The sequence below is a fragment of the Amycolatopsis pretoriensis genome, from assembly GCF_900107925.1.
GTDB lineage: Bacteria > Actinomycetota > Actinomycetes > Mycobacteriales > Pseudonocardiaceae > Amycolatopsis > Amycolatopsis pretoriensis.
This window is the reverse complement of the sequence record NZ_FNUJ01000007.1, coordinates 301128-313379: the sequence shown is the minus strand read 5'-3', so window position 1 is coordinate 313379 and position 12252 is coordinate 301128. Positions and strand designations below refer to the sequence as shown.

The 12252-nt window shown below is 72.4% G+C and carries 10 protein-coding genes; 3 read left to right on the top strand and 7 right to left on the bottom strand.

Annotation, left to right across the window (positions count from 1 at the left end):
- Window positions 1–10 precede the first annotated feature (10 nt).
- Genes BLV96_RS50900 through BLV96_RS31185 form a run of 3 tightly spaced genes read right to left on the bottom strand, consistent with a single transcriptional unit; the run spans window position 11 to window position 5332 of the window.
- Entirely contained in the window at window positions 11–727 is a 717-nt protein-coding gene (locus tag BLV96_RS50900; protein ID WP_244180601.1) for a DUF742 domain-containing protein, read from the bottom strand.
- Between the two features lie 7 nt (window positions 728–734).
- A complete protein-coding gene (locus tag BLV96_RS31190) occupies window positions 735–1187 on the bottom strand; it encodes a roadblock/LC7 domain-containing protein (protein WP_004561253.1) in 453 nt (150 codons plus the stop codon).
- Window positions 1184–5332: a sensor histidine kinase gene (locus tag BLV96_RS31185; RefSeq protein ID WP_091389753.1), complete on the bottom strand. Its 4149-nt coding sequence runs from the start codon at window positions 5330–5332 to the stop codon at window positions 1184–1186. The genes BLV96_RS31190 and BLV96_RS31185 overlap by 4 nt, the downstream gene beginning before the upstream one ends.
- 1012 nt (window positions 5333–6344) lie before the next feature.
- On the opposite strand from BLV96_RS31185, the gene BLV96_RS31180 reads away from it, so the two are divergent.
- Together BLV96_RS31180 and BLV96_RS31175 are read left to right on the top strand one after the other, a co-directional pair.
- Entirely contained in the window at window positions 6345–6782 is a 438-nt protein-coding gene (locus BLV96_RS31180) for a DUF485 domain-containing protein (protein ID WP_086678657.1), read from the top strand.
- Entirely contained in the window at window positions 6779–8371 is a 1593-nt protein-coding gene (locus BLV96_RS31175; protein ID WP_086678656.1) for a solute symporter family protein, read from the top strand. The genes BLV96_RS31180 and BLV96_RS31175 overlap by 4 nt, the downstream gene beginning before the upstream one ends.
- Before the next feature lie 19 nt (window positions 8372–8390).
- Here BLV96_RS31175 and BLV96_RS31170 read toward each other — a convergent pair whose 3' ends face one another.
- Window positions 8391–8951, bottom strand: coding sequence for a TetR/AcrR family transcriptional regulator (locus tag BLV96_RS31170; RefSeq protein ID WP_086678655.1), 561 nt, complete (start codon window positions 8949–8951; stop codon window positions 8391–8393).
- Window positions 8952–9087: 136 nt separating this feature from the next.
- Here BLV96_RS31170 and BLV96_RS31165 point away from each other — a divergent pair, with 136 nt between their 5' ends.
- Complete coding sequence (locus BLV96_RS31165) at window positions 9088–10512, top strand: MFS transporter (RefSeq protein ID WP_086678654.1); 1425 nt, start codon at window positions 9088–9090, stop codon at window positions 10510–10512.
- Here BLV96_RS31165 and BLV96_RS31160 read toward each other — a convergent pair.
- From BLV96_RS31160 to BLV96_RS31150, 3 genes are all read right to left on the bottom strand, one after another.
- Window positions 10490–10834, bottom strand: a complete 345-nt coding sequence (locus tag BLV96_RS31160; RefSeq protein WP_086678653.1) for a DUF3817 domain-containing protein — start codon at window positions 10832–10834, stop codon at window positions 10490–10492. The genes BLV96_RS31165 and BLV96_RS31160 overlap by 23 nt on opposite strands.
- A 24-nt stretch (window positions 10835–10858) precedes the next feature.
- Entirely contained in the window at window positions 10859–11257 is a 399-nt protein-coding gene (locus BLV96_RS31155; protein ID WP_425266203.1) for a hypothetical protein, read from the bottom strand.
- 65 nt (window positions 11258–11322) lie between these two features.
- Window positions 11323–12231 carry a lytic transglycosylase domain-containing protein gene (locus BLV96_RS31150; protein ID WP_091389750.1) on the bottom strand — a complete coding sequence of 303 codons (909 nt, stop codon included), beginning with the start codon at window positions 12229–12231 and terminating at the stop codon, window positions 11323–11325.
- Between the last annotated feature and the right edge of the window lie 21 nt (window positions 12232–12252).

Here is a 12252-nt window from a genome sequence, read left to right as displayed (position 1 = left end):
CCGCGGTGCCTTAAAGCCGACGGAGTCCACTCAAAACCCTTTCCATCAACACCAGATGTGCCTCGGCGCCGTCATTGCCCGTTATCGTCTTGTGCACCGTGACCAGCCCCGCGTCGGCCGCGTCGCTGATCAGCACCCGGGCCACCCCCAGCGGCACCCGCAGGGCCGACACGATCTCGGCGACCGAACGGGGGGTCCGGCACTCTTCCATGATCGAGATGCACTCGATCTGCTCCGCGGCCACCTCGGGGAAGCCACCGGTGGCAGCGTAGTCCTTCGCGGAGATCAGTGTCTCCAGCTCCAGGGCGTAGTTCGCCCGGGTGCGGCCGCCGGTCAAAGCGTAGGGCCGGACGATCGCCGTCAGGTCCTCGGGCGCCGGCGGCTGCTCGAACACCGCGGGCATGATGAACTCGCCGCTGGGCGGGCCGGGGTCGAACAGCCCACCCGGCCTGGGACTGTCCCCGTCGGTACTGCCGGGGGGCGAGACTAAAGAGGTCACACGATCTCCTTGGTCGGCCGACGGCGCGGGCGCCGGCGGTTCCGCGGCCGCGTGCGCACCGGCGGCCGGGGGTGGCGGGGACTCCTTGCTCTTCTTGCGCTTCCGGCGGGCACGGCCGGAATCCAGGGTGAACCCGTTGAGGACGTCGGCGAACGTGCCGTCGTCCCCTCGCCCGGCGGGCTGCTGCCCCGCGGGTGGTTCGCCGTTGAATCCGGACCCCGTGCTCATCGCGCCATCATCCCACCGGTTCGCCGATCAGCGATCCCCCGGAGCCCTGAAGCTGGGCGCGTAGCTCCGGGGTGAGGATCTGACCGACGCGGTCGACGAGCATGGTCATCTCGTAGGCGACCTGCCCGATGTCGCAGTTGGGGGCGGCGAGCACGGCGAGGCAGGACCCGTCGCTGATCGACATCAGCACCATGATCCCCAGCTCCATCTCGACGACGGTCTCGTTGACCGCCCCGGCCTCGAAGCACCGCGCGGCGCCCTGGGTGAGGCTGACCAGGCCGGAGGCGACCGCGGCGAGCTGGTCGGCCCGGTCGAGCGGGAGCCGGTTCGACGCGGTCAGCAGCAGGCCGTCCGCCGAGACGACCACGGCGTGGGCCACGCCGGGCACCCGCTCCGCGAAGTCGTTCACCAGCCAGCCGAACTGATTCTGCGTCGGCTGCGCGCTACTCGGCGAGGTCATTCACCCTCCAGTGTCTCGTGGTTGGTCTCGGTCGCCCGAGCGGTGCGGTGGCGCCCGCGCTCGATGCCCTGCTGGAAGCTGCGCAGGCGGCCGCGCACGTCGTGTGCGTCCCGTTGTGGTCGGGGGGCCGTGGCCCCGGTGGGCGGTCCGGCGCTGCCCGGAAGCAGCTGCTCCCCGCGACGGCGCCGGGGCAATCCTGCCGAAGTGAAGGTGGCGGGTGCCGACTGGGACACCGCTTGCACCGCCCGCCAGCCGTCATCGGTCCCGAAGTTCCACTCGGCGGTGACCTCTTCCCGGCGCGGGGCGGGGGTTTCGGGGGTGGGCGCGGAGCCGCGGCGGGAGGGGAGAGCGGCGGTCTCCGGGGTGGGCAGCTGCCCGGAGTCCGGGAAGACGGTGGGCTGCGCCGCCTCCTGGAAGACGGTGGGCTGGTCGCCGCCCTGCGGCGCCGCTGCCTCCTGGGAGACGGTGGCCTGGTCGCCCGGCTGCGGCGCTTCCTGGAAGACCGTGGGCTGGTCGCCGGGCGCCGCCGCTTCCTGGAAGACGTCGGGCTGCTCGCCCTGGTCGCCGGGTTGCGGCGGAACCGCTTCCTGGAAGGCCGTCGGCTGGTCCGCCGGGTCGACGGGCGCCTGGCGATACGGCCGCGGCCGCCGGCTCGGCAGCCGGCCGGCTTCCCGAGCTGCCGGCTCGCCGGCCTCCGGGGAAGCCGGGCGGTCGCCGGGCTGGTCGAGGGCGTTCGGCTGCGCCGAGGCACCCTGCTGTCGCCGCTGCGGGAGCCCGTTCGGCGGGACCGCCGGCCGTCCCGGCCGGGGCAGCGCGCCGGGCTGGAGTCCCTGCGCGAACGACTGCTGAGCTGCGGTCCCGGGCTGCGCCGAACCCGGCTGGGCAAGGTTCCCGGCCTGCGGCTGTGCACCGCCCTGAACCGAACCCGCGTGGGCAGCGTTTCCGGTCTGCCCCGGAGAGCCGGCCTGCGGCTGCGCGCCGCCTTGGGCTGCGGTCCCGGGCTGCGCCGACCCCGGCTGGGCCAGATTCCCGGCCTGCGCCGGAGCGCCGGCCTGAGCTGCGGTCCCAGGCTGCGCCGAAGCGGGCTGGGCAGGGCTCCCGGCCTGCGGCTGCGCACCGCCCTGGGCCGCGGTCCCGGCCTCAACCGAACCCGCGTGGGCAGCGTTCCCGGCCTGCCCCGGAGCGCCGGCCTGCGACTGCGCACCGCCTTGACCTGCGGTCCGCGGCTGCGCCGACCCCGACTGGGCCAGATTCCCGGCCTGTCCCAGAGCCCCTGCCTGCGGCTGCGCCCCACCCTGAGCCGCGGTCCCGGCCTGCCCCGAACCACCAGCCGAAGCCGCCGCCTGGCGGGCCTGCTGGCGTCCGCGGGTCACGCCCTGCTGGAAGCTGCTCAGCCTCCCCCGGACGTCCGCCGGGTCGCGGACCGGGAGGTCCGAACGCGCCGGGGCCGGGGCCGGGGCCGGCGGGGTCGGGGTCGCGCTGCCCGGGAGCAGCTGCTCGCCGCGCCTGCGGCGGGGGAGGCCCTTGTCCGTGAACGCCGTCGGTTCCGACTTCGTGACCGCCTGGACCGTGCGGAAGTTCTCGTCGCTCGCGAAGTCCCAGCTCCGCACCTCTTCCGCGACGGCGGGCTCCGCCTCCTGCGCGACCGGCTCTTCCGGAGCGGCCGGCTTGTCCTCGCGGAACCACGCCGACAGCATCTCGTCGAAGATCGGCGTCGTCTCCGAGGGGTCCGGGGCCCGCTTGGGCGCGGGGGCCGGCTCCGGCTTCGCGGTCGCCTGGCGCCACCAGTCGCTCAACGTCGTTTCGTTGGCGGAGAACAGGTCCTTGCCCGAGGGCAGGTCGCCGGCGCGCGGCGGGTCCGGCACCGGCAGCACCGCGGGCACCGGCGGCAGCGTCGGACGCGGCGGCGGGGCTTCCTCGTCCTTCGGCAGCGGCGAGAACAACGCGGTCCCCGAAATCTCGCGGTCCGACGGCGGGCGGTCGGCCGGCCCGTGGCCGTTCGTCAGCCCGGCGAGGTCGCTCGCCGACGGCCAGCGCTCCTCACCCATCGCCGGCTGCTGCGGGACCAGCGGCCGCGGCCGGGAGTGGCCGTTGGTCTGGCGCCGCGGCAGCGGGTTGCCCGCCGCGGGGCTCGCCGGGTGCTGCTGCAGCGAGCCGATCGGACCGGTCAGCGGGCCGTCGGTCACCGGCATCACCAGCTCCGCCGGCACGACGACCGTCGCGCGGACGCCGACGATGTCCTTGCCGCCGTGCAGCGACACCCCGATCCGGTGCCGGCTGGCCAGCCGGCCGACGACGAACAGGCCCATCCGGCGCGAGGTGGCCAGGTCGACCGAGCCGGCTTCGGTCAGCCGGGTGTTCGCCTCGGCGACCTCGGCCTCGTTCATGCCGATGCCCTTGTCGAGGATGTCGACGTTCAGCGAACCGTCCTCGCCCAGCCGCGAAGCGACGGTCACCGACGTCTCCGGCGCGGAGAACGCGGTCGCGTTGTCCAGCAGCTCGGCGACCAGGCGCATCAGGTCGCTCGCGGCGTACCCGACGATCCGGGCCGGGGGCGGGGGCTGCACCTGGACCCGCTGGTACTGCTCGATCTCCGAGACCGCGGCGCGGAGCATGTCGGTGGTGCCGACCGGCTTGCCGGACCGGCGGCCCGGCTCGGCGCCCGAGAGCACCATCAGGTTCTCGTTGTTGCGCCGCATCCGGGTGGCGAGGTGGTCGAGCTGGAACAGCGTCGCGAGCTGGTCGGCGTCCTCCTCGTCGCGCTCCAGCTGCTCGATCAGCTGCAGCTGCCGCTGCACGAGGCTCTGGCTGCGCCGCGACAGGTTGACGAAGACGCTGCCGAAGCCGGTGCGCATCGCGGCCTGCTCGGTCGCCAGCCGCAGCGCCTGGTGGTGCACCTTGTCGAAGGCCCGCGCCACCTCGCCGACCTCGTCGTCGGTCCGCACCGGCACCGGCACGATGTCCGTGCCCTGCGCGCGGCCCTCCTGGATGTTGCGGACCGCTTCGGGCAGCGCGGTCTCGGCGACGTCGAGGGCGCTGCGCCGCAACGCCTTCAGCGAGCGCAGCAGCTGGCGGGTGATGAGGAAGACGACCGCGACGGCGAGCACCATGGCGGCGAACAGGAGCACCGCGAGCAGGCCCGCGCCGCTGCTGGCGTCGTCGACCAGCCGCGCCGAGGTGTCCGCCGCCGACGCGCCGAGCCGGTCGGCGACCTGGCTGATCTCCTTCCGCATCCCCGTGGACGCGGCGTTCCAGTCCGCCGCCGAGAGGGCGCGGAAGGCGTCGTCGACGGTGCCGGGCTGCGCGTTCAGCACGGACTCGACCATCCGCGCCCGGCTCTGCGCCTGCTTGCCTTCGGCGATCGCCGCGAAGTCGCGCTGCAGCGTGTCGCCGGCCGCGGACCGGAAGTCGACGAGCCGGTCGGCCAGCCGCAGTTCGGCGGCGCGCAACGTCGCCAGCTCGCTCGGGGACAGCGAGGCGCGCGCGATGCCGTAGGAGACCAGCGCCTGGCTGAGCGACACCTGCTCGCCCGCGACGAGCAGCTCGTGCAGCCCGGCGGGTGTGCCGCCGAGGGTGCCGTCGCCTTCGCCCGCGGTGGCCGCGGTGTCGAGGCTGATCAGCGATCCGGTGATCCCGGAGTAGGCGGTGACGGCCTGGGCCGGGTCGAGCTGGCCGCCGTCGACCTGGCGACGGAGGAAGCCGAGGTTGTTGACCTGTGCGCCGGCCGCGCCGGCGGCACCGGCGACGCCGGGCTCGGCTTCGCCCGCGCGGGCCTGCGCCGCGGTGAACGGCCCGGCCGCGGCGTCGGTGGCCTTGCGGGCCGCGGTCAGCTCGGGCGTGCCGCCGACGGTGCCCTCGGTCAGCATCGCCGCGGTGACCGTGCGCTCCTGCTGCAGCGCGCCGGTGAGCGCGCGCGTCTGGCCGCCGAGCGCGACGAGCCGGTCGAGCCGCTGGTACTCGTCCGAGCGGCCGACCTGGCCCGCGATCGTCGTGACGCCGAGGACCAGCGCGAGGACGATGGGGACGACGGTGACGGCCGAAAGCTTGACGGGCAGGCTCCAGTCGCGCCAGCGCACGAGGGCGCGCCACGCGTCCTTCCCCTTGGACCGCCGGGGTGCTCGGCCGAGCAGCTCCCCCACGGGCACCTGACCTTCTCCTGCAACGGTCACGTGAGTGACTCCCTGTCCGGCGTCATGGATCCGCGTCGGCGGCACGGCGTCCCGGCTCGCGGCGGGCGTGCGGACGGTCGTGCCGTCCGCGCCCTGCCGCGCCCCCGGTGCCCGCGCTCGTCCCCGGCCGCCCGGCCGGCCGCGCGCAGGCACCGTTGCGAAGGTCCCGCGGTCCCGTGCAAGGGACTGTGCACGTGCACGGCGCAATTTGCGTTCTGCACGGTCGTCGAGATCAACTTTATCGGTGCCAATCGATCGCTGCGGTCAGCTGGGCCAAAGAATCGTACCCCCGATGCCTGGCCGGTCAATTTTGTTCCCCACTCGGGCGCTGACCTGCGAAAAGTGCTTTCCGGGCCGGGAACCGCCCTCGACATTCGACCTCACTGCCCCCGAAGAGGGAATTCCGGTTACCGGACGCGTCTCACCCAGGCATCCGGACGTCACCCGATTAGCCCATGCAGGGCAGCATAGTACCTCGGACGATCTACACTCCGTACCCCCATCGGGTGGGTCAAGTCTCAAGATGTGCCCGATGTTGTGGCGTTCCGCGCCACCATGCCCCAACCTGGTGATTTCTTTCGAGACCGCGGGTTGACCAGTGGATCTTCGCCGCCACGCCCACCCACGAGCGACACTCTCCGGCGCGATGAAGGCTACGTCAGCCACGCTGAGTGATCGATTTGGACGATCGTCCAGGACAGTTAACCCGTTCGCCGCAGCGTAGGCCGGATGCGACAACGGCCGGTCACAATTCTTTTCATCATGACGGGTGATCTGCCCGTGATCTTGTGGCGATCGGGTATTCGACGCTTTCGACGGGAAATCGAATACCACCGCTTCCGCACGCGGAGATCGACCGGCCGCCTCCGGTGTCCGCCGGACGGCCTAGTTACGATGTTCGCCTCGCAGTCCGCAAGGGCGGCCCGGACCCTGCCCGCAGGTGTCCCCCGGGGCCCGCCACCACGGAGGCACTCTGCCGGAGGCACCCATGTACGACGTCGCGCGTCCCGCGGCGGGCAACCCGATGGAGGAGACCGGCCAGATGCCGGCCCTGTTCACCGGAGACCGCCCGCCCGGCACCCAGCACCGACGACCCGCTCCCCCGACGGGTCCCGACTACGCCGGGATCCAGGCCAGCCCCGAGTTCGTCTCGCTGCGGCGGCGGTTCCGGGCCTTCGTCTTCCCGATGAGCTTCGCCTTCTTCGCCTGGTACATGACGTACGTGCTGCTCGCCGCGTACGCCCACGACTTCATGAGCCGCAAGGTGTTCGGCCAGGTCAACGTCGGCATCGTGCTCGGCATCGGCCAGTTCGCCAGCACGGCGCTGGTCACCTGGCTCTACCTCCGCTACGCGCGCCGCCACGTCGACCCGCGCGTCGCCGAGCTGCGGGCCCGCGCGGGCCTGCCGGAAGGACCCCGCCGATGACCGCGCTCGCCGCCGAAGCCGCCCCGGCCAGCAACCCGCTGGTCAACACCGTCGTGTTCGCCCTGTTCGTGGCGATCACGCTCTACGTCGTCTACCGGGCCAGCTCCCGGAACTCCTCGACGGCCGACTACTACGCCGCGGGCAGCGCGTTCACCGGCCGCCAGAACGGCATCGCGCTCTCGGGCGACTTCCTCTCGGCCGCGTCGTTCCTCGGCATCGCCGGCGCCATCGCGATGCACGGCTACGACGGCTTCCTCTACTCGATCGGCTTCCTCGTCGCCTGGCTGGTCGACCTGCTGCTGATCGCCGAGCTGCTGCGCAACACCGGCCGGTTCACGATGGGCGATGTCCTGAGCTTCCGGATGAAGCAGCGCCCGGTCCGCGCGGCGGCGGCGACGTCGACGCTGGTCATCTCCTTCTTCTACATGCTGGCGCAGATGGCGGGCGCGGGCGGCCTGGTCGCCCTGCTGCTGAACGTGCACTCCAAGCTCGGCCAGGCGCTGGTGATCGGCGTCGTCGGGCTGGTCATGGTGCTGTACGTGCTGGTCGGCGGGATGAAGGGCACCACGTGGGTGCAGATCATCAAGGCGACCATCCTGCTGCTGTGCGGCGCGCTGCTGACCGTGTTCCTGTTCGGCAAGTTCGGCTTCTCGTTCTCGAACCTGCTCTCGTCGGCGGCGGAGAACAGCCCGCTGGGCGACAAGCTCCTCGAGCCGGGCGGCTCGTACGGCAAGAACGGCACCACCAAGCTGGACTTCGTGTCGCTGGCCTTGGCGCTGGTGCTCGGCGCGGCGGCGCTGCCGCACGTGCTGATGCGCTTCTACACCGTGCCGAACTCGCGCGAGGCGCGGCGAAGCGTCGTCTGGGCGACGGCGTGCATGTTCCTCTTCTACCTGTGCACGCTGGTGATCGGCTTCGGCGCGGCCGCGCTGGTCGGCGCGGACGAGATCAAGGCCGCGCCCGGCGGGGAGAACTCGGCGGCCCCACTGCTGGCGCTGCACGTCGGCGGGACGCTGCTGCTCGGCATCATCGCCGCGGTGGCGTTCGCGACGATCCTCGCGGTGGTGGCCGGGCTGACGATCACCGCGTCGGCGTCCTTCGCCCACGACGTCTACGCGAACATCTTCAAGCAGGGCAAGGCGGAACCGGCGGACGAGGTCCGGGTGGCGCGGCTGACCGCGATCGTGGTCGGGGCGCTGGCCATCGTCGGCGGCGTGCTGGCGAACGGGCAGAACATCGCGTTCCTGGTGGCGCTGGCGTTCGCGGTGGCGGCGTCGGCGAACCTCTCAACGCTGCTGTATTCGTTGTTCTGGAAGCGGTTCAACACAACCGGCACGCTGTGGGGCATCTACGGCGGCCTCGCCGCGAGCCTGATCCTGGTGCTCTTCTCGCCGGTCGTCTCGGGCGCCCCGGACGCGATCTTCAAGAGCATCGACTTCGCCTGGTTCCCGCTGAAGAACCCGGGCCTGGTGTCGATCCCGTTCTCGTTCCTCTGCGGGTTCGTCGGCACCCTCGTCGGCCGGCCGAAGGCGGACGCGGACAAGCACGCCGAGATGGAGGTCCGGTCCCTCACCGGGATCGGCAGCTAGTCCCCCCGGACGGCCTGCGTCACGCGCGCAGGCCGTCCAGGATCACCGTCAGCACCCGCTTGCCGTCCTCCGGGCTGCAGTTGCGCACGGCCATCCCGGCGCCGTGCCCGAGCCGGAGCACGTCGGGCCCCGCGACGTCGGGCCGGATCAGCCCCGCGGCCGCGTCGACCAGCACCCCGACCGCCTCGCGCAGCCGGACCTGGCAGTACTGGAAGGTCTCCGAGCCCGAGTCGATCGACTCCTTGAGGATCGTGGCGAGCTTGTGCCGCTCCACGACCCAGGTGACCTGCTCCCCCAGCCAGGCTTCGAGGGCCTCCCACGGCGGCAGCTCGTCGTGCAGGACGTACGCGCGGTCGGCGAGCACCTCGATCTCGTCGCGGTAGACCGCTTCGAACAGCTTCTCCCGCGTCGGGAAGTGCCGGTACAGGGTCCCCGCGCCGACGCCCGCCTTCTTCGCGACGTCGTCCAGCGGCACGTCGGCCCCCTGCGCGGTGAAGAGGTCCTTCGCCGTCGCGACGATGCGTTCGTAGTTGCGCCGCGCGTCCGCCCGCATCGGACGCTCCGAGTCCGCACCCGGCATCCCGGCCTCCTCGCCACTCAACCGGAGAGATTCTCCGAATTCACTTGCGCATCCGGAGACGCTCTCCATATTATCGGATCACACGCAAGCGGAGAAATTCTCCGCTTCGCTCTCTTACTCCTCGGGGGAGTATCCCTTGTCCCAGCAGACGATCCATCGTGCGGTCGCGCCTGCCCCGGCGCGCCGCAGCGGGCTGGTCCTGGCCATCATCCTGACCTGCCAGCTCATGCTCATCCTCGACGCGACCGTCATGAACGTCGCGCTCCCGCGCATCCAGGCCGACCTGGGGTTCACCCCCACCGGCCTGTCCTGGGTGATGACGGCCTACAGCCTCGTCTTCGGCGGCCTGCTGCTGCTCGGCGGCCGGGCGGGCGACCTGTTCGGGCGGCGCCGGATGTTCGTCGCGGGCACCGCGCTGTTCACCGTCGCGTCGCTGGCCGGCGGCCTCGCCGGCTCGGCCGCGCTGCTCATCGCCGCCCGCGTCCTGCAGGGCGTCGGCGCCGCGATGGCCGGCCCGAGCACCCTGGCCCTGGTCACGACGACGTTCACCGAAGCCAAGGCCCGGGTCCGCGCGCTGGCGCTGTTCTCCGCGATGTCCAGCGGCGGCTTCGCCATCGGCCTGATCGTCGGCGGCCTGCTCACCGAGTGGATCTCGTGGCGCGCGGCGCTGTTCATCAACGTCCCGTTCGGCCTGGCGATCGTGCTGCTGGCCCCGCGGTTCGTACCGGAACCCGAACGGCGGCGCGCGCACCTCGACCTGCCCGGCGCGGTCACCGGCACCCTCGGCGTCGGCTCGCTCGTGTTCGCCTTCACCCACGCGGCGTCCGACGGCTGGGGCAACCCGGTGACGCTCGGCTCGCTCGCCGCCGGCCTCGTGCTGCTGGCCGGGTTCGTCGCCATCGAGGCCCGCACCGCGATGCCGCTGGTCCCCTTGCGGCTGTTCGCCGACCGCAACCGCAGCGCGGCCTACGTCAACTTCTTCCTCGGGCCGATGGCGATGATGTCGATGTTCTTCTTCCTCACCCAGTTCATGCAGGACATCCGGCACTACGCCGCGCTGGCGACGGGATTCGCGTTCCTGCCGATGGCGGCGCTGATCTTCACGATGAGCCGGCTCGTGCCGCGGCTGCTCCCCCGGTACGGCCCGAAGCCCCTGTCCGTCACGGGGTCCCTGCTGATGCTGGCCGGGGTCGGCTGGCTGGCGCTGCTCACCACCGACAGCGCGTACTTCCCGGCGTTGCTCGGGCCGCTGCTGCTGATGGGCCTCGGCGGCGGGCTGGCGTTCGCGCCGCTCAACGTGATCGTGATGGCCACGGTGCCGACCGAGGACGCGGGTGCCGCGGGCGGCGTGCTGCAGACGATGCAGCAGGTCGGCAGCACGCTCGGGCTCGGGGTGCTGATCACGGTGTTCGGCGCGGCGACCCGCTCGGCGGGCACGACGGGAGCTCAGCTCACGGTCGACGGCATGACGGCCGCGTTCGCGACGGCCGCGGTGTTCGCCGCGGGGACGGTCCTGGTGGCGCTGACCTTCCGGCGGGTTACAGCTTCTGCCCGGCCTTGACCTTGTGCGTCACCCGGCGCTCGACGAGGAACGAGACGAACGGGACGCAGCCGGCCAGCAGCACCAGCACGGTGCCCTTGATCGACCAGCGGGCCTTGATCGCCAGGTCGATGGTCAGCACCAGGTAGATCATGTAGAGGACGCCGTGGATCGGCGAGTAGACCGCCGACGGCGTCGGGTTGTCGAAGACGTAGCGCAGCACCATCACGAAGCACAGGCCGAGCAGCCCGACGCCGGTGACGTAGGCGGCGGTGCGGAACCGGACCAGGGGGCCGGTGAGCGGCACCGCGGTCTGCGCGGCACCTTCGGTGCTGGTGGTCATCGGGTCGTCCTCACTGTGCTGCTGTTACTCGGCGGCCTGCTGGTCGCGGGCGTTCAGCTCGCGTAGGTACCGGTTGTACGCGGCCAGCTCTTCGTCCTCGTCCGTGACCTGCGCGTCCGGGCGGGGACGGGGAGCGGGCACCTCGGCGACGGGGGCCGGCTTCGGCGTCTCGTCGGTGGTGCCATCGGCTTCGGCCTTCATCCGGAGCTTGCGGATCCGCCAGAACATGAAGGCGGGGAACAGCCCGAACAGCGGCCACTGCAGGACGTAGCCGAGGTTCTGGAAGGTGCCGTTCGCGGAGGTGAAGCGGTCCCACTGCCACCAGGCGAGCCCGCAGCAGACGAGCAGGCTCACCAGGCAGGTCGCGATGATCGCGATCCGCCGCCCCCAGGGGGACACGGCCGGTGGCGGGGAAGCTGGCACGCTCCGACGCTAGCACTGGACGGCTGAGGGGCGGCGGCCGAGGCGCGACCGGGGTGGCCCGGCTCTCAGCCCTGCTTGCGCACCGACTGGGCCGCCTTCGCGTACCCGTCCGCCAGCCCGAACACCTTCTGCGCGTACTCCGTCGAGTTGTTGTACGACAGGATCCCGGCCCACCACCCCGAAGGGCCGGCCATGTCCCGCCCGCCCGCGCACAGGTACCGCGCCGCCGCCAGGGCCGCGTCGTCGATCTGCTGGGGGTCGCCGAGGCCGTCGCCGTTGCCGTCGGAGGCCCACTTGCGCCAGGTGCTCGGGATGAACTGCATCGGGCCGACCGCGCGGTCCACCCCCGCGTCACCGTCGTAGCGGCCGCCGTCGGTGTCGCCGATCGCCTGGACGCCCGCCGACCCGTCGAGCGGGACGCCGATGATCGGCTTGGACGGGCGGCCGTCCGCACCCAGGACCGCGCCCGCGTACTGGCCGTGGTTGGACTCGATCCGGCCGATGCCGGCGAGCGTCGCCCACGAGATCTTGCACTTCGGCTGGTCCGCGCGCATCGCCAGCTCGGCGTTGCCGTACGCCTGCAACGCGCGTGCCGGGACGCCGGACGCCGCCGCGACCTGGCTCGCCCACTGCGCCAGCGTCGCCGGGCCGGTGCTGCGGGCCTGCTGGGGTGACGTCTGCTGCTCGGCCCCGCCCGCGACCGCCCCACCGGCCGGCGCGACCGAGCCCGGCCGGACGTCGGCCGCCTTGACCTGCAGGGCGGGGATTTCGGTGGTGAGAGGGCCGGCTTCCGGCGTCGAGGCACGGGTGACCAGCCAGACCCCGCCGCCGGCCACGGCCAGCACGGCGAGGACCACGATCAGCCGGGTGAGGACGGCCACACCAGGAGAGCGCCGTGCCGGTTCGGCGGGGGCGGCTTCCTCGACGCTCGCGCCGATCGGGTCGTCCTCGGTCTTTCCGGTCTTGGTGCGCACGAAACTCCGGTTCTCCAGCGT